We start from the raw sequence: 15,774 nt of genomic DNA on the forward strand, positions 1-15,774 counted from the left end.
AGACCCTCATCGGCCCAGATTGACGTGACAGTGTCGCGGCTACAACACCTGCTGGCGTCGAATGACAAAACGCGAACCGGCATGAGATATTGAATATCTTTTCACACGAATACCAAACCGCCTTTTCGGACGGTTTTGCCGTTTCTGGCGGGCCTTGTCGAAATAAAGTCGCTTTATTGCTGGCATTCTTACCGGCAACGGGCGGGCGGCCGGGCAAGCTGGTTGCTCCGCGCCTAAGTTCGCGTTTTCGTCTGCGCCCGTTGTGTCTGCGCGCGCAACAGCGAGATAAACCGCTCCGCCGGCGGCGACAGCACGCCGCCCTTGCGCGTGACGATGCCGAATGTCTGCGACGGCGATTTGAGCCTGACCGGCACGACGCGCAGCATCTTGTGCCGCACGAACGGCCCCGCAATGGCGCTCGGCAGCAGCGAAACCAGTTCGGCGCTGCTTTGCAGCAGTGCCACTGTCACGAAAGTGGAAGCCGTCGAAATCGGATTGTCGGGCATGTCGAGGCCGGCGAGATCCATCTCCCGTTCGAGCAGCGCATGCAGCGGCATATGTGACGGATACGTGACCCAGCGATGCCCGGCGAGATCGCTCAACGTCATCTCGCGACGCAGCAATGGCGCATGCTGATACCCGACCACCACCGCCAACGGCTCGTCGCCGAGCGGGCGATACTGATACTTCGACGGATCGGCCGCGACCGCCGCGCGGCCGACCACCAGATCGAGCCGGCCGTCGTCGAGCTGCGCGAGCATCCGCGCGCTGGTGTCCTCGACCACCTCGATCGACAGACCCGGTTGCGCCGCATGCAATTGATTCAGCGCGGGCACCACGCAGTCGGGAATCGCGCCCATGATCGCGCCGAGAGCGAGGCGGCCGCCGCGCCCGGAACGTATTTCGGCGACGTCCTGACAGAGCGCGGTGAGGTCGGACGTCACGACGCGCGCATAACGGATCACGCAATGGCCGAGCTGGTTCGGGATCATGCCGCTTTTCGAGCGCTCGAAAAGCGGCGCGTCGAGCATCGATTCGAGCTCCTGCAGCGCCTTGCTCGCCGCCGATTGCGTCATCGACATCACGCCGGCCGCCTTGTGCAGCGATTTGTGATCGTCGAGCGCGATCAGCAGTTGCAGCTGCTTCATGCGCAGCTTTGACAGCAGGACGTTCAGTGTGTCTTTCATTGCGAGGGTGATTCGTAAAAGCGATCACGATATGGAAACAATTCAATATACCTGTGAGGCCCAGCGCCGTATAGTCGCCGCAGCAGACATTCATCCAGTTGCGCCGCTCGCTTGCGGGCTCGAGCGCAATCCTTCCATCCCAACACGGACCACATCGCCATGAGCCAAGCGTCACACTCCCCCGCCCTGCGCGGCGTCTTCCCCGTCGTGCCGACGATCTTCGACGACGCCGGCCGCCTCGACCTAGAAGGCCAGAAGCGCTGCCTCGATTTCATGATCGACTCCGGCTCGAACGGCCTGTGCATTCTCGCCAACTTCTCCGAGCAGTTCGCGCTGTCCGACGACGAGCGCAGCACACTAATGCATGTCGCGCTCGAACACGTCGCGGGCCGTGTGCCGGTGATCGTTACGACCACGCACTTCAGCTCGTACCAGTGCGCGGAACGCAGCCGCGCCGCGCAGGCCGCGGGCGCCGCGATGGTGATGGTGATGCCGCCGTATCACGGCGCGACGATCCGCATCGGCGAGCGCGGCATCTACGAGTTCTATCGCACGGTGTCCGATGCGATCCAGATTCCGATCATGATCCAGGATGCGCCGGTCAGCGGCACGCCGTTGTCCGCGCCGTTCCTCGCCCGCATGGCGCGCGAGATCGACAACGTGTCGTACTTCAAGATCGAAACGCCGCAGGCTGCCAACAAGCTGCGCGAGCTTATTGAATTGGGCGGCGACGCGATCGTCGGTCCGTGGGACGGCGAGGAAGCCATCACACTGATGGCCGATCTCGATGCGGGCGCGACCGGCTCGATGACGGGCGGCGGTTATGCCGATGGCATCCGCCTGATCATCGATGCCTACGCGGCCGGCGATACCGAAGCCGCCGCCGCGCACTATCAGCGGTGGCTGCCGCTGATCAACTACGAAAACCGCCAGGGCGGCCTCGCATCGTGCAAGGCGCTGATGAAGGAAGGCGGCGTGATCGGTTCGGACGCGGTGCGTCATCCGCTGCCGCAGATGCATCCGGCGACGCGCGAAGGACTGTTGAAGATCGCGCGCCGGCTCGATCCGCTGGTGTTGCGCTGGGGTCGATAACACGCTTTGAAATGCAGCGGGGCGCCCGCCGACGTGCGGGCTCACGCGGGCTGGACGGCGACACGCGATTGCCGCTAACCTAGGGCGTGTCCACGAGCTTGCGCCCCATGCAAAGTTTCTACGAAGCCACCGTCACCCGCTCCTCTGCCTATGCGCCGCTCAACGGCCGACGCAGCGCGCACGTCTGCATCATCGGCGGGGGACTCGCGGGACTCTCCACCGCGTTGGGACTCGCAGAGCGCGGCGTCGAAGACGTCGTCGTGCTCGAAGCGCAGCAGGTCGGCTTCGGCGCATCGGGACGCAACGGCGGCTTCGTGTTCGGTGGCTATAGCCTCGATTGCGCCGACCTGCTGAAGACGCTCGGCCCGACACGCGCGCGCGAACTCTACGCGCTGACCACCGACGCAGTCGAGCTGATGCGCAAACGCATTGCGCGCTACCGGATCGATTGCGACGCAACCGATGCCGGCGTGATCCTCGCGAACTGGTTCGACGAACCCGCGCGTCTCGAAGCGCAACGGCGTCTGATGCGCGATTCGTTCGGCGTCGACTGGGAACCGATCGCTGCCGAACAGCTCGCCGCACAACTGAAAACGAGCCGCTACTACGGCGGACTGTTCGAGCGCAACGCGTTCCATTTTCATCCGCTCAAGTACGTCGTCGGTGTCGCCGCCGCGGCCGCGCAAGCGGGCGTGACGATCCACGAGCGCTCGCCGGTCGTCGGCTTGCGGCGCGACGGTGCGGGCTTCGTCGTCGAGACGCAGCAAGGTGCGCTCGACGCGCGTCACGTCGTGATGGCGGGCGGCGGCTATGCGCGCAACGTGTACGCGCGCGTCGAGCGCGCGGTGCTGCCGATCGCTACCTACGTAATGGCGACCGAACCGCTCGGCGAACGCTTGCACGACGCGATCGCGACGCGCGCCGCGGTCTACGACACCCGCTTCGCATTCGACTACTACCGGCCGCTGCCCGATACGCGCATCCTGTGGGGCGGCCGCATCTCGGTGCGCGACCGCGAACCCGAGGCGATCGCGCGTCTGTTGCGGCAGGACCTGTTGAAGGTCTATCCGCAGCTGCGCGACGTACGCATCGAGCACGCATGGGGCGGCCTGATGAGCTACGCGCGACACAAGATGCCGCAGATCGGCCAAAGCACGGATGGCGTCTGGTACGCGGTCGGTTTCGGCGGACACGGCATGGCGCCGACCACGGTGTCGGGGGAACTGCTGGCGGCGGCGATCTGCGGTGAACGGCCGGTGCCCGATGCATTCGCGAGCTTCGGCCTCACGCGCACGTACGGCGCGCTCGGTCTCGCGGCCGCGCAGCTCACGTACACCGCGATGCAAACACGCGATGCCCTCGCCGCGCGCCGCCGGCCCACGCGACCGGTCGCGTAAGCGCCGCCCGGGCTCCTTCGAAATACCTGCACCGATGCCCGAGACCCCCGCCAGAGGCCCATTTCGCCATGCTAGAATGCGCCGTCACTGCCGCTCGAAACCACAATGAAAAAGGGAAGCAAGGCCGCCGAGCCTGATACCAACGGCATCGTGTCTGGCGCGCCGCACGCCGACGCGCGACGTACCGACGCCAAGCGAGCCGACGCCCGGCGTGTGGACGCCCCACGCAAATACGATCCCGAGCAGACGAAGCGCAACATCCTCGACGTCGCGACCCAGGAGTTCTCCGCGATGGGACTGGCGGGTGCCCGCGTCGACGCGATCGCGGAGCGCACGAACACCACCAAGCGCATGCTGTATTACTACTTCGGAAGCAAGGAAGGGTTATATCAGGCGGTGCTGGAAAAGGTGTATGGAGACATTCGTGCGCTCGAACAGGACCTGCACATCAGCGAACTCGACCCGGTCGAGGGCATGCGCGCGCTGGTCGAATTCACGTTCGATTACCACGACCGTCAGCGCGACTTCGTGCGCCTCGTGACGATCGAAAACATTCACGGCGCGAAGTACGTCGAGCAGGTCAAGACGTTCAAAGGACGCAACGTCACCGTGATTCACACGATCGAGGATCTGCTCGCGCGCGGCATCGCGGCCGGCCAATTCCGCAGCGACATCGATCCGATCGATCTGCACCTGATGATCAGCTCGCTGTGCTTTCATCGCGTGGGCAACCGGCATACGTTCGGCACCGCGTTTGGGCGCGATCCGTCGCATCCACGGCTGCGCGCGCGGCATCGGGCGATGATCGTCGATGCGATCTTGCGGTTCGTGAAGAAGGACGATTGAGGCCGGTGGCGACGCGAGCGGCTGAAAAATGAAAAACGGGATGTGGTGAAAGCCACATCCCGTTTTTTGTCGCTTCGACACCCGTCACCTGAAGCGACGTCTCACAGGAAGCCTTAATCCGCCAGCACGATCCGCTTGATATCGCCGACGATGAAGATATACGACAGCGCGCCGATCAACGCGACGACACCGATGAACACCAGCGCGCCCACGAACGAACCGGTCGCCGCGACGATCAAACCCACCACCAGCGGCGTCACGATACCCGCCAGATTCGCGGCGAAGTTGAAGATGCCGCCGGTCACACCGAGCAGACCCTCGGGCGCGATATCCGATACCAGCGTCCAGCCGAGCGCCGCCATGCCTTGCGCGAAGAACGCCACCGACAGAATCGCGATCACGACCACGTTGCTCTCCACATAGTTGGCGAGAATGATCGTCGACGCGAGCAGCAGACCAGCGATGATCGGCAGCTTGCGCGCGACGTTCGGCGATTTGCCACGACGCAGCAGCCAGTCGGAGAACACACCGCCGAACATCACGCCGATCGACGCCGCAATGAACGGCATGATCGCGAAGAAGCCGATCTTCAGCCACGCCATGTGACGTTCGGTGGCGAGATACGTCGGGAACCACGTGAGGAAAAATACCAGCGTCGAATTGCCCGCGAACTGGCCGAGACAGATGCCCGTCAGCTGACGATGCTTGAGCAGCTGGCCGATCGTGCGCCATTGGAAGCCGCTCTGCTTCGATGCCGCCGTATCGGCTGCACCCGCGACATCCTTGTGGCGCTGCGTGAGACCGCCGCCCGCCTCGATATAGTCGAGCTCTTCCTGATTCGCCGACGGATGATCGCGCGGCTCGCGATACATCAGCCACCACACCACGCCAAACGCGATACCGACGCCGCCGACCACGAGGAACAGCGAGCGCCACCCGAATGCGCCCATCAGCATGAACAGGAACGGGCTGAAAAACGCGAGACCGATATATTCGCCGACCGTGTAGGTGCCGGTCGCCATCGCGCGTTCGTTTTGCGGAAACCACGTGGCGACCACGCGGCTATTGGTCGGAAAGCACGGTGCTTCCGAAACGCCAAGGCCGAGACGGAACGCGAACAGGCCGGCGATGCCACCCACGAGCCCTTGCGCGAGCGTGCACAGCGACCAGAAAGTCATCGACAGGAAGTAGGTGATCTTGCTGCCGAAGCGGTCGAGAAACAGGCCCCCCGGAATCTGCGAAGCCACGTAGCTCCACGAAAATACGGAGAACAGCAGGCCCATCAGCGCGGCGTTGATGCCGAGCTCCTTCGTCAACTGCGGCGCCGCGATGCCCAGAATGGTGCGGTCGAGATAGTTGATCATCGTGCCGACTGCGAGCAGTCCGAGGATCTGAAAGCGGGCTTTCGAACGGCGCGCGGGGCTCGCCGTCTTGCTGTGCGCGGGCGAGCCCGCGGAACTGGGTTGGAACGATTGCGTCATGTCGTACTGGTCTCCTCGATCAGCTTGGATGCCGGTCTCTACGCGGCCGGTTAGCGTTGCAACAGCGATTGAAAATGGGTGTAGACCCGCTCGGCGTCCGGCTCGAGGCCAGTGAAAATGCGCATGGCGTCGACCGCCTGGTAGACCGCCATGCCGCCGCCGCTCAGCGTGCGGCAGCCGAGCGCCTGGGCCGCTTGCAGCAGCGCTGTGCGAATCGGGAAATAGACGATGTCGGCAACCCACAGGTCGCGGTGCAGCAATTCGGCCGGCAGCGGCAGGCCGGGCATTTTAGCCATGCCGGTCGGCGTCGCGTGAATCAGCCCTTGCGCGGCGGCGAGCGATTCTTCGAGCGACGTGCCCGCGCTGACCTTGGCTTTCGGGAAACGCGCCTGCAATTCGTCGGCGAGCGACTGCGCGCGGGCGGCATCGACGTCGAACAGCGTCAGCGACTGCGCGCCCATGTTTAGCGCCGCGTGCGCGACCGCCGCGCCGGCCCCGCCGGCGCCCAGCTGCACGACTCGTTCCAGCGACACGTCCGGCAGGCCGCGCTGGAACGCGCGCGCGAAACCGGACCAGTCGGTGTTGTGACCGATACGCTTGCCGTCCTTGAACAGCACGGTGTTGACCGCGCCGAGCGCGCGGGCGTCGTCGGACAGCTCATCGAGCAGCGGAATCACCGCCTGCTTGCACGGATATGTGATGTTCAGGCCGTTGTAGCCCATCCGTTCGGCCGCGGTCAGCAGCTCCGGCAGCGCCGCGGTATCGAGCTTCTGCGCATCCAGATCGATGCGTCGATACACGTAATGCAGACCGAGCCTGCTGCCCTCTTCCTCGTGCATTGCGGGCGTGAGCGAACCGCTGATGCCCGAGCCGATCAGACCGACCAGAAAGGACTGAGGCGTGGCCCGCAAGCTCGCCTGCGCATTGGCCAACGCGGTGACCTGCGCGTCGGACCGGGGATTTTCCTGAGTCTTCGCTTGAGTGTTCATTTCGCCGCCCTATTCTTAAGAATCGTCGCCATCCGTTCCAGCGCGAGCACATAGCCCTGCGTGCCGCAGCCAACGATGATCGCGTCCGCCACCGCCGACACGTACGAGTGATGCCGGAACGCTTCGCGCCGATGCACGTTCGAGATATGCACCTCGATGACGGGCTTTTCGATCGCCGTCAGCGCGTCGGCGATTGCAACCGACGTATGCGTGTACGCGGCCGGATTGATCACGATGCCGTCGACCTTGGTGCGCGCCGCGTGCAGCCAGTCGATCAGTTGATGCTCGGCGTTCGACTGGCAGAAGTCGATCGCGAGGTCGAGGCGCTCGCCCGCGTCGCGGCACAGCTTCGCGACGTCGTCGAGCGTTTCCGAGCCATAGATGGCCGGCTCGCGCGTGCCCAGCAGATTGAGATTCGGTCCGTTCAGGACCAGTACGGAGGCAAAGCTCATGACAACGACTCCCGCAAAATAAAGCTCGACTCGAACCGAGGCACCCGCGACGGTTCTTCGACGCATGGCGAAGTGTGCGCTCATCGGCCGTCGCCGTCATTCGGGGTTTCTACGAATTTGTACCATCTAGTTAGTTTGTATAGACTATCGAAACTCCTCGGCTAGTGTGGGATATTCTGGTCTGCGTCTTGCTGGAGTGCGTAACGAACTAGCTCATTTTGCGCATTGCAGCAAGCTTGGCAGGCCGCGCCCCATGGGCGCGCCGCAGCGGTTTGCCCCCTTGTTTCCCCCTCGTTTGCCCGTTTTTGCAGGAGCCGTTCATGCAACGTTCGATAGCCACCGTGTCGATTAGCGGCACCCTCGTCGAGAAGCTGAGCGCGATCCGCGCGGCGGGCTTCGAAGGTGTCGAAATCTTCGAGAACGACCTGCTGTATTTCGACGGCTCGCCCGCCGACGTGCGCCGCATCGCCGACGACCTCGGCCTGAAGATCATGCTGTTCCAGCCGTTTCGCGATTTCGACGGCGTCAGTCCCGAGCGGCTCGAGCGCAATCTCGACCGCGCGAAGCGCAAGTTCGACGTAATGCACGAGCTCGGCACGGACCGCATCCTCGTGTGCAGCAACGTGTCGCCCGAGACCATCTGCGACGACTCGCTGATGATCGACCAGTTGGGCGCGCTGGCGCGCGCGGCCGAAGCGGCGGGCGTGATCGCCGGTTACGAGGCGCTCGCCTGGGGCAAGCACGTGAAGACCTACCGCCACGCGTGGAAGCTCGTCGACGCCGTGAACCATCCGAGCCTCGGGCTCGTGCTCGACAGCTTTCATACGCTGTCGCTGGACGACACGCCGGACGCGATCGCGGACATTCCCGGCGAGCGCATCGCGTTCGTGCAGATCGCGGACGCGCCGAAGCTCGCGATGGACGTGCTCGAATGGAGCCGCCACTACCGCTGCTTCCCCGGCCAGGGCGACTTCGATCTCGCGAACTTCACCGCGCAGGTCGTCAAATCCGGCTACGAGGGCCCGCTCTCGCTGGAAATTTTCAACGACGGCTTTCGCGCCGCCCCCACCACGATCACGGCCGCCGATGGCCATCGCTCGCTGTTGTTTCTCGAAGAGCAAACTCGCGCGCTGCTCGAAGAGCAGCCGCCGCAGAAGACGACTGGCGACCTGTACCGCTCGCCCGCCGCGCCCGCGCACGTCGGCTATCAGTTCCTCGAATTCGCGGTCGATCACACCACCCGCGCGCAGCTCGCCGACTGGCTCGGCAAGCTGCGCTTTCGCCAGGCCGGCCAGCATCGCTCGAAGGACGTGACGCTGTATCAGCACGGCGCGGCATCGATCGTGCTAAACGCCGAACCCGATTCGTTCGCAAACGCGTTTTTTCAGCAGCATGGCTTGTCGCTGTGCGCGTCGGCGTTTCGTGTCGACGACGCCAGCCAGGCGTTCGAGCGCGCCGCCGGCTTTGGCTACGCACCGTTCTCCGGCCAGATTGGGCCGAACGAGCGCGTGCTGCCGGCCGTGCAGGCACCGGACGGCAGCCTCAACTATTTCGTCGACGAAACGCCGGATCAGCCCACGCTGTTCGAGGCGGATTTCGTGCTGACTGACATCAACGGGCCGACCGAGGTGGGACCGCTCGAGCGCATCGATCATGTGTGCCTGTCGGTGCCGGCGAGTGCGCTCGATACGTGGGTGCTGTTTCTGCGCACCGCGTTCGGCTTCCAGGCCGAGCCGGGGGTGCTCGTGCCCGATCCGTACGGCCTCGTGCGCAGCCGCGCACTGCGCAGCGCGGACGGCTCGGTGCGGATCGCGCTGAATGCATCGGTGGATCGCCATACGGCGGTGGCCGAGGCGCTGCACACGTATCACGGCTCGGGACTGAACCACGTTGCGTTCAGTACCAGTGACATTTTCACCGCGATCCCCGAGTTCGTCGCCGACGGCGTACCGATCCTGCGCATTCCGCGCAACTACTACGACGACCTCGCGGCCCGCTACGCGTTGTCCGACACGCTGCTGGAAGCGATGCGCGCGAACAACATCCTGTACGACCGCGACGAACGCGGCGGCGAGTTTTTCCACGCCTATACGGAACAACTCGACCAGCGCTTCTTCCTCGAAATCGTCGAGCGGCGCGGCGGTTATGACGGCTACGGCGCGGCCAACGCGGCGGTGCGGCTCGCGGCGCAGGCGCAGCGGCGCAAGTAACGGGCAGACAGCCCGGGCACGACGGCGGCTGGGCTGCGTCATTGGAAATCGCCGCGACGACACCTATTTCGTCTTTTCAGGCACGCGATTTGCGCCCCCGATCGGTCAGGTTCGCCGCCTCGATATAATGGCGGCTGTTTTGGGGTCTACTCCGCGCGACGCGCGGACCCTACGCCGAATCAACGCCAGGAGAGATATGAAGAAGTTCGCTGCAGTCCTGTCCCTTTCGCTGCTTCTCAACGCTTGCGCGTATTTCCAGAAAGACCCCGATTCCGGCGAACCCGTCACCGACACGACGACGCAGCGTTCCGTCGACGACGTGGTCGCCTGTCTGACGCAGTTGGCCAATCATCACAACGCCGCGTTCAAGTCGACCGGAATTCCGCAAGGCCAGATGCTCGACTTCGGCGACTCGAACATCATCAAGGTACGCAGCGACAACGGCGAGACAACTTACCGTTTCTATGCGGGCAAGCGTCATGTAAGCAACCTGTGGATCGAATCGGCCGCCAAAACCTGCGCGCCATGAGGCTTTGTGGCGCATAAAGGCGAAGTTGCAGGCGTCGGAATCTGATCCATTGCAACGTTCATGTCACGGTGTTACAGGACAATGGAGTCTTAAGAATCGTTTAAGACTTCGTCCGCAACATCCCCGGACATGTCCCCGCACGAGGTGCGCTCCATGAACCAGCCCGAACCGAATACCAACGAAACGCCGGCCAAGCGGCCCACTATCCTGCGCCGTCTGTTGAGCCATCACGAACTCGCGACGCTGCTGCTGTTGCTGCACGCGCCGATCGATGCATCCGCAAAACCCGAAATTCCGCAGCTTTACGAAGCAGGTCTCGTCGAGACCATTTCGAACGACGCGGGCACGTCGCATATCCGTCTGACGTCCGAGGGTAATGCCGTGTTGCGGGGGCTCGGGGTGAAGTAAAGCACGACCATCGAAACTGTCTGAGGCCGCGGCAATGATTCACATTGCCGCGGCCTTTTTCATGCAAGCATTTCAGGCCTGCCACACCCCATACCCCGCCTCGCGCAACCCGATCGCCAGCTCCACTTCCATATCCTGCGCGCCGCGGTAAGGCATCGGGTTGAACACTTCGTACAGTTCGGGCATCAGCCGCAAGCCGTAGTCGCGCGCATACCGATTCGCCTGAATGCCCGCCTTGTGCCGATCGAAGCGCAGGTCCGGGTCGAGCCCCGTCATGCCGACGTACACGCACGGCTTGTCGAAACGGTAATCCGGATTCGCGCGACGAAAGCGCGCCTCGTTCCACACCTTGTCGTCGAGCGCGACGACGTACACGTAATAATGATGCCCGCGACCCGCCATGACACGCCCGACGCCGCTCAGCCGCGCAGCGTACCGTGCAGCAACATCCGGTATTCGGTCGGTGTGACGCCGACGGTCGCCTTGAATTGCCGCGTAAATGCGCTGTGATCGGTGTAGCCGCAACGCGCGGCGACGTCGGTGACCTTGTCGTGCGAAACCAGCAGCGCGGTCGCAGCATCGAGTCGCGTTTTCAGCAGCACCTGGCGCGGCGTCAGATGAAACACCTTGTGAAAATAGCGCTCCAGTTGCGCGACCGACATGTCCGCCATCGCCGCAAGCTGCTTCAGGTTCAGCGGCTGCACGTAATTCTCCTGGATCGACTGCACGACGGCGGCAAGCCGGCTGTAGGCCGGGTGGCTGCTTTCGTCGGCTTTCAGATCGCGGGAGATGCCGGCGAGGCCGACCACCTTGCCGCTCGCATCGCGCAACGGCTGTTTGCAGGTCAGGCACCAGCCCGGTTGACGGCCCGGATACAGATGCAATTCGAGCTGATCGAGCATCTGGTTGCCGACGCCGATGATCGCCTTGTCCTGCGCGGTATAAATGCGCCCGAAGCGGCGCGGAAACACGTCTTCCGCGGTTTTGCCGAGCAGCGCCGCCTTTTCCTTGAAACCGCAACGCGAAGCGAGTGTGCGATTGACGAGCGCGTAGCGCGCGTCCGCGTCCTTCACGAAGAACACGACGTCCGGCATTGCATCGAATACCGGCTCGAGCAACCTGAAATGCGACAGCATGCCGGACAGCGTCGTATCGTCCGGTTCGAGCGGATGAGCCAGCGTGTTCATCGTGCGGTCCCGTTGGTGCGTGCCTGATTGAATGCGTTGGGTTGCGTTCGCGGATCGCTGCGCCGGTGCGGCCGGGCAGCCGGCGGGTGCGGTTGATAGCGATCGATTATAGAACCGCGCCTCGCCCGCCAATATCTTCCGAGGGTAAGCGCGGAGCCGTCATGGCGCCGCTGCCGGCGGTTCGGCGGCGCTCATCAGCGCGCCAATTTGCGCCGGGCTGAATGGCGGGCGCGCCGCGGCGGCCGGCCAGCCGAAGTACAAGCTCGCGGCCGCGCCGCAGATGCGCCCCTGGCAAGGGCCCATGCCGCAGCGCGTCTGCAGCTTCGCGTCACGCCAATCGGCGCAGCGGCGCACCTCGCCGACGCTCACATCCTCGCAACGGCACAGCAGCGTCGCATCGGGAGGCGGCGTGCGTACCGCGTCGCCCAATGCGAACGACGCCGCGACGCGCGCGCCAAAGCCCCGCCAGCGCGCGCGCTGCGTGACGAGCGCCGCCAGCGCGGCGCGTTGGGTCGCCGCCGCGCCGCTCGCCACGAGACCGGCGATCTCGCCTTCCGCGCAAGCGAGCTCCGCGCCACCGACGCCCGTACACTCGCCCGCCGCATAAACGCGTTCGAGCGAGGTGCGCTGCCCGTCGTCGACGATGATTTCGCCCGCGTCGTTGAGCGCGCAGCCAAGCGCCTGGGCAAGCGTGACATTCGGCAGCAGCCCATAGCCGCACGCGACGCGGTCGCAATCGAGCGTCACGTCGCGCTCGCCGCGCCGGATCGTCACCTGCTGCACGCGCTCGGCGCCGCGGGCTTTGCGCACGATGCTGCCGGTCCAGTAGCGCAGTCCCGCGAAACCGCGCGTGAGGCTGATCGCCTGACGCAGCTTCGCGGGCTCACGCAGCAGCGATACGCCAAAACGCGCGACCTCTGCCGCCGATGCCTGCTCGACCACCGCGATCACATGCGCGCCGGCCTCGCGCGCCGTCGCGAGCGCGGCCATCAGCAGCGGGCCGCTGCCGGCGATCACGATGCGTTCGTCGCGCACCGGCATGCCGCCTTTGATCAGCGCCTGCAATGCGCCCACGCCGGTCACGCCGGGCAAGGTCCAGCCGGGAAACGGCAGAAAACGCTCGCGCGCGCCGGTCGCAAGAATCAGTCTGTCGTAGCTGATCGACACCCCGCCGTGTTCAGCGGATTCGAGCAGCAAACCTTGCGTGCCGAGCGGCGCGATCACGCGCGTCGATGGCCAGTAAGTGAAGTTTTGCTGCGATTGCAATGCCGCGAGCAACGCATGCAGCGGCGCTTGCGGCGGATAGGCGGGCCCGTGGCGCCAGATCTGGCCGCCGGCGCGCGGGTTGTCATCGATCTGCGCGACGCTCGCGCCCGCCTGCGCCGCCGCCCGCGCGGCATTGAGGCCGGCCGGACCACCGCCGATCACCACGATGTCGAAGTGCTGAGTCATGCGTGTACGGTCCCGTTTCGTGTCTGCACGCGCTGGCCATCGCGGCACAGCGTCTGGCACGCGAGCGCATGCGCTCGACCGTCGATCGTCACGCGGCACTCCTGGCACACGCCCATCCCGCACAATGCGTCGCGCGGCTCGCCTTTGACCGACAGACGCGAGCCGCGGATGCCCGCGATAGCGAGCGCCGCTGCTACGGTCGTGCCGGGTTTCACTTCGATGCTGCGGCCGTCGACCGTCAAACGGATGCGGGCCGCGTCAGTGTCAGTCATGCGCCACCTGTTCGGCAAAACGGACCGGCAGATAAGGTTCGAACGGAATCGGCGCGGCGTGGCCCGTGATCTGCGCCGCGAGCAGTTTTGCGGTCGCGAGCGAGGTCGTTACGCCCAGCCCTTCGTGACCGACCGCAAGCCATACGCGGGACGTGGAACCCGAGCCAACGTCGGGCGCAAACTCGCCGGCCGGTCCGATCAGCGGCAGGCCGTCCGGCGACGCGGCACGAAACCCCGTCCACGCGCGGATGCCGCTGAGCGTCGGCAACGCCGGCAAATACTGCGCGGCGCGTTGCAGCATCTGCGCGAGCACTGGCATCTCGACGGCGGGATCGGTTGTTTCGAACTGGCGCGACGAGCCGATCAGCAATTGCCCGGTCGGACGGGGCTGCGCGTTGAATGCGACCGACGTGCCGGTCGCGTGATGTGCACTCTTGATATAGCCGAGTTCGAGAAGTTGATGACGGATCAGCCCCGGATAGCGGTCGGTGATCAGCAGATGGCCTTTCTTCGGCTGCATCGGCAGCGACGGCAGCAATTGCGGCGCGCCGAGGCCGTTCGCGACGACCACGTGCGCCGCGCTGATGCGCTCGCCGCTCGCCAGCACGACGCCACCCGCATCGATCGACGCGACCGGCGCGCCAAGCCGCACACCGATATTCGCCGCGTGCGGCGATTGGGCGAGCAGCCATTCAGCGGCGGTCGGCGCATACACGATGCTGTCGTGCTCGATCCGCAAGCCGCCGGCCATCGACGGTGCGAGCGCCGGTTCGCAGGCGCGCAAGTCGGCCGCGTCCACCAGTTGCGCGGCGACGCCCTGGCTCACAAACGCCGCATGCATTGCGCGCGCGGCTTGCCATTCTTCGTCGTCGGCGGCGACCCACAGCGTGCCGCAGCGCGCGAACGCGTCGCGCGTGCGCAACTGCGGCGCGAGCTCGAGCCATAGCTCGCGCGAATAGCGGCTCAGCGCGAATTCGGCGGGCGAGTCGTTCATCACGACGATATGGCCCATACCGGCCGCCGTCGCGCCGCCGCCGATGCGCTCCGCGTCGAGCACGTCGACACGCAGGCCCAGCGCGGCCAGTTCCGCCGCGCACGCTGCACCGACGATACCCGCTCCGATGATCAGCGCGTCCGGGCTCATGCGGTCCGGATACCCCATGCGAACGGATCGCGCTCGTCGAAACAAAGACGCCCCTCGGCCGTGATGTGCGCGTGGCCGGTGATGGTCGGAATCACGTGGACGCCGTCGCCCGCCGCGCGATAGCTCGCCTCGAACACGCTGCCGATGATGCTCTCCTGGCGCCACACCGCGCCTTCGGCGAGCTTGCCGTCGGCCGCGAGACACGCGACCTTCGCGCTCGTGCCGGTGCCGCACGGCGAGCGGTCGTACGCGTTGCCGGGGCACAGCACGAAGCTGCGGCTGTCGAGGCCGTCGCGCGAGCCCGGTCCGAACAGCTCGATATGGTCGATTAGCGCGCCGTTCGCGCCGGTGATGTTCTGTGCGATCAGCGCGTCGCGAATCGCCGAGCTGAACGCAGTCAGGCTCGCGATGTTTGCGGCCTCGAGTTCGTGCCCATGCTCGGCCACGAGGAAAAACCAGTTGCCACCCCAGCCGATGTCACCGGTCAGCACGCCATAGCCTGGCACGTCGACCTGCACGGCCTTGCGGTGGCGATACGCGGGCACGTTGCGCACCGCGACGCCGCCGTCTTCGTTCAGCGTCGCCTCGACCACGCCGACCGGCGTTTCGATAAGGTGCCGTCCCGGTCCGATCCGCCCCATGTGCGCGAGCGACACGACGAGCCCGATCGTGCCGTGCCCGCACATGCCGAGATAGCCGACGTTGTTGAAGAAGATCACGCCGGCCGCGCAGCTCGGATCGTCAGGCTCGCAGAGCAACCCGCCGACCACCACGTCCGAGCCGCGCGGTTCGGTGACGATACCGGCGCGCCAGTCGTCGAAGCGGGTGCGGAAAACGTCGAGCCGTTGCGCGAGCGTGCCGCCGCCCAGATCCGGGCCACCCGACACCACGAGGCGGGTGGGCTCACCGCCGGTGTGCGAGTCGATGATATTGAGGGTTTTCATGTCGCCCATGGTAGGAATCGGGGGCCGGTGGGTCTTGGTGCGCGTGCGCGCGGATTGAGACGATTTCGGCATACCGGCACGATGGGCGATCCGCCGTGCGCGCGGCGCGCGGAACCTCCCGAACGGCGCTGGCCAGTGCAACGACCCGCAACGCGGATTTCAGCATATACCCGGCCGACTGCAG

16 protein-coding genes are annotated in these 15,774 nt (G+C 65.3%); 6 read left to right on the forward strand and 10 right to left on the reverse strand.

What is annotated here, in order from left to right:
* Positions 1-233: 233 nt before the first annotated feature.
* Positions 234-1,187 (reverse strand): LysR family transcriptional regulator, encoded by a 954-nt coding sequence (locus tag GCT19_RS07570; protein ID WP_152851532.1) that lies wholly within the window; start codon positions 1,185-1,187, stop codon positions 234-236.
* 159 nt (positions 1,188-1,346) lie between these two features.
* Between GCT19_RS07570 and GCT19_RS07575 the strand changes: the two genes are divergently transcribed.
* The 3 genes from GCT19_RS07575 to GCT19_RS07585 all read left to right on the forward strand — a co-directional run bounded on the left by GCT19_RS07575 (position 1,347) and on the right by GCT19_RS07585 (position 4,522).
* The gene (locus GCT19_RS07575; RefSeq protein WP_152851533.1) at positions 1,347-2,279 is read left to right on the forward strand and encodes a dihydrodipicolinate synthase family protein; all 933 of its coding nucleotides are present in this window, start codon (positions 1,347-1,349) and stop codon (positions 2,277-2,279) included.
* 107 nt (positions 2,280-2,386) lie between these two features.
* A complete protein-coding gene (locus tag GCT19_RS07580) occupies positions 2,387-3,676 on the forward strand; it encodes an NAD(P)/FAD-dependent oxidoreductase (protein WP_018434236.1) in 1,290 nt (429 codons plus the stop codon).
* A 105-nt stretch (positions 3,677-3,781) separates the two neighbouring features.
* Positions 3,782-4,522, forward strand: coding sequence for a TetR/AcrR family transcriptional regulator (locus GCT19_RS07585; RefSeq protein ID WP_018434235.1), 741 nt, complete (start codon positions 3,782-3,784; stop codon positions 4,520-4,522).
* A 113-nt stretch (positions 4,523-4,635) separates the two neighbouring features.
* Here the strand turns inward: GCT19_RS07585 and GCT19_RS07590 are convergent, their stop codons facing one another.
* Genes GCT19_RS07590 through aroQ form a run of 3 tightly spaced genes read right to left on the reverse strand, consistent with a single transcriptional unit; the run spans position 4,636 to position 7,444 of the window.
* Positions 4,636-6,003, reverse strand: a complete 1,368-nt coding sequence (locus GCT19_RS07590; protein ID WP_152851534.1) for an MFS transporter — start codon at positions 6,001-6,003, stop codon at positions 4,636-4,638.
* A 50-nt stretch (positions 6,004-6,053) separates the two neighbouring features.
* Positions 6,054-6,992, reverse strand: coding sequence for a shikimate dehydrogenase (locus tag GCT19_RS07595; RefSeq protein ID WP_152851535.1), 939 nt, complete (start codon positions 6,990-6,992; stop codon positions 6,054-6,056).
* The gene (aroQ, locus tag GCT19_RS07600; protein WP_018434232.1) at positions 6,989-7,444 is read right to left on the reverse strand and encodes a type II 3-dehydroquinate dehydratase; all 456 of its coding nucleotides are present in this window, start codon (positions 7,442-7,444) and stop codon (positions 6,989-6,991) included. The genes GCT19_RS07595 and aroQ overlap by 4 nt, the downstream gene beginning before the upstream one ends.
* A 320-nt stretch (positions 7,445-7,764) precedes the next feature.
* Here aroQ and GCT19_RS07605 point away from each other — a divergent pair, with 320 nt between their 5' ends.
* The 3 genes from GCT19_RS07605 (at position 7,765) to GCT19_RS07615 (ending at position 10,591) form a co-directional block, all read left to right on the forward strand.
* On the forward strand, positions 7,765-9,654 hold the full coding sequence (locus tag GCT19_RS07605; RefSeq protein WP_152851536.1) for a bifunctional sugar phosphate isomerase/epimerase/4-hydroxyphenylpyruvate dioxygenase family protein: 1,890 nt from the start codon (positions 7,765-7,767) through the stop codon (positions 9,652-9,654).
* Positions 9,655-9,850: 196 nt separating this feature from the next.
* Positions 9,851-10,183 carry a hypothetical protein gene (locus GCT19_RS07610; RefSeq protein WP_013092163.1) on the forward strand — a complete coding sequence of 111 codons (333 nt, stop codon included), beginning with the start codon at positions 9,851-9,853 and terminating at the stop codon, positions 10,181-10,183.
* 153 nt (positions 10,184-10,336) lie between these two features.
* Entirely contained in the window at positions 10,337-10,591 is a 255-nt protein-coding gene (locus tag GCT19_RS07615; protein WP_152851537.1) for a hypothetical protein, read from the forward strand.
* Positions 10,592-10,663: 72 nt separating this feature from the next.
* Here the strand turns inward: GCT19_RS07615 and GCT19_RS07620 are convergent, their stop codons facing one another.
* The 6 genes from GCT19_RS07620 to GCT19_RS07645 form a co-directional block, all read right to left on the reverse strand.
* Positions 10,664-10,993: a hypothetical protein gene (locus GCT19_RS07620; RefSeq protein ID WP_152851538.1), complete on the reverse strand. Its 330-nt coding sequence runs from the start codon at positions 10,991-10,993 to the stop codon at positions 10,664-10,666.
* A gap of 17 nt (positions 10,994-11,010) precedes the next feature.
* The gene (locus GCT19_RS07625; protein WP_152851539.1) at positions 11,011-11,778 is read right to left on the reverse strand and encodes an AraC family transcriptional regulator; all 768 of its coding nucleotides are present in this window, start codon (positions 11,776-11,778) and stop codon (positions 11,011-11,013) included.
* A 159-nt stretch (positions 11,779-11,937) separates the two neighbouring features.
* A complete protein-coding gene (locus GCT19_RS07630) occupies positions 11,938-13,230 on the reverse strand; it encodes an FAD/NAD(P)-dependent oxidoreductase (protein WP_152851540.1) in 1,293 nt (430 codons plus the stop codon).
* On the reverse strand, positions 13,227-13,502 hold the full coding sequence (locus GCT19_RS07635) for a (2Fe-2S)-binding protein (protein ID WP_018434227.1): 276 nt from the start codon (positions 13,500-13,502) through the stop codon (positions 13,227-13,229). The genes GCT19_RS07630 and GCT19_RS07635 overlap by 4 nt, the downstream gene beginning before the upstream one ends.
* Positions 13,495-14,646: an NAD(P)/FAD-dependent oxidoreductase gene (locus tag GCT19_RS07640; RefSeq protein ID WP_018434226.1), complete on the reverse strand. Its 1,152-nt coding sequence runs from the start codon at positions 14,644-14,646 to the stop codon at positions 13,495-13,497. The genes GCT19_RS07635 and GCT19_RS07640 overlap by 8 nt, the downstream gene beginning before the upstream one ends.
* Positions 14,643-15,599, reverse strand: a complete 957-nt coding sequence (locus tag GCT19_RS07645) for a 4-hydroxyproline epimerase (RefSeq protein WP_152851541.1) — start codon at positions 15,597-15,599, stop codon at positions 14,643-14,645. Before GCT19_RS07645 ends, GCT19_RS07640 begins: the two co-directional genes overlap by 4 nt.
* Positions 15,600-15,774: the final 175 nt, after the last annotated feature.

Source organism: Paraburkholderia atlantica (genome assembly GCF_009362785.1).
GTDB lineage: Bacteria > Pseudomonadota > Gammaproteobacteria > Burkholderiales > Burkholderiaceae > Paraburkholderia > Paraburkholderia atlantica.

Excerpts from the sequence above, each read along its gene's own strand:
- GCT19_RS07570 (WP_152851532.1), bottom strand. The coding sequence starts at position 1,187 with ATGAAAGACACACTGAACGTCCTGCTGTCAAAGCTGCGCATGAAGCAG.
- GCT19_RS07575 (WP_152851533.1), top strand. The coding sequence starts at position 1,347 with ATGAGCCAAGCGTCACACTCCCCCGCCCTGCGCGGCGTCTTCCCCGTC.
- GCT19_RS07580 (WP_018434236.1), top strand. The coding sequence starts at position 2,387 with ATGCAAAGTTTCTACGAAGCCACCGTCACCCGCTCCTCTGCCTATGCG.
- GCT19_RS07585 (WP_018434235.1), top strand. The coding sequence starts at position 3,782 with ATGAAAAAGGGAAGCAAGGCCGCCGAGCCTGATACCAACGGCATCGTG.
- GCT19_RS07590 (WP_152851534.1), bottom strand. The coding sequence starts at position 6,003 with ATGACGCAATCGTTCCAACCCAGTTCCGCGGGCTCGCCCGCGCACAGC.
- GCT19_RS07595 (WP_152851535.1), bottom strand. The coding sequence starts at position 6,992 with ATGAACACTCAAGCGAAGACTCAGGAAAATCCCCGGTCCGACGCGCAG.
- aroQ (WP_018434232.1), bottom strand. The coding sequence starts at position 7,444 with ATGAGCTTTGCCTCCGTACTGGTCCTGAACGGACCGAATCTCAATCTG.
- GCT19_RS07605 (WP_152851536.1), top strand. The coding sequence starts at position 7,765 with ATGCAACGTTCGATAGCCACCGTGTCGATTAGCGGCACCCTCGTCGAG.
- GCT19_RS07610 (WP_013092163.1), top strand. The coding sequence starts at position 9,851 with ATGAAGAAGTTCGCTGCAGTCCTGTCCCTTTCGCTGCTTCTCAACGCT.
- GCT19_RS07615 (WP_152851537.1), top strand. The coding sequence starts at position 10,337 with ATGAACCAGCCCGAACCGAATACCAACGAAACGCCGGCCAAGCGGCCC.
- GCT19_RS07620 (WP_152851538.1), bottom strand. The coding sequence starts at position 10,993 with ATGGCGGGTCGCGGGCATCATTATTACGTGTACGTCGTCGCGCTCGAC.
- GCT19_RS07625 (WP_152851539.1), bottom strand. The coding sequence starts at position 11,778 with ATGAACACGCTGGCTCATCCGCTCGAACCGGACGATACGACGCTGTCC.
- GCT19_RS07630 (WP_152851540.1), bottom strand. The coding sequence starts at position 13,230 with ATGACTCAGCACTTCGACATCGTGGTGATCGGCGGTGGTCCGGCCGGC.
- GCT19_RS07635 (WP_018434227.1), bottom strand. The coding sequence starts at position 13,502 with ATGACTGACACTGACGCGGCCCGCATCCGTTTGACGGTCGACGGCCGC.
- GCT19_RS07640 (WP_018434226.1), bottom strand. The coding sequence starts at position 14,646 with ATGAGCCCGGACGCGCTGATCATCGGAGCGGGTATCGTCGGTGCAGCG.
- GCT19_RS07645 (WP_152851541.1), bottom strand. The coding sequence starts at position 15,599 with ATGGGCGACATGAAAACCCTCAATATCATCGACTCGCACACCGGCGGT.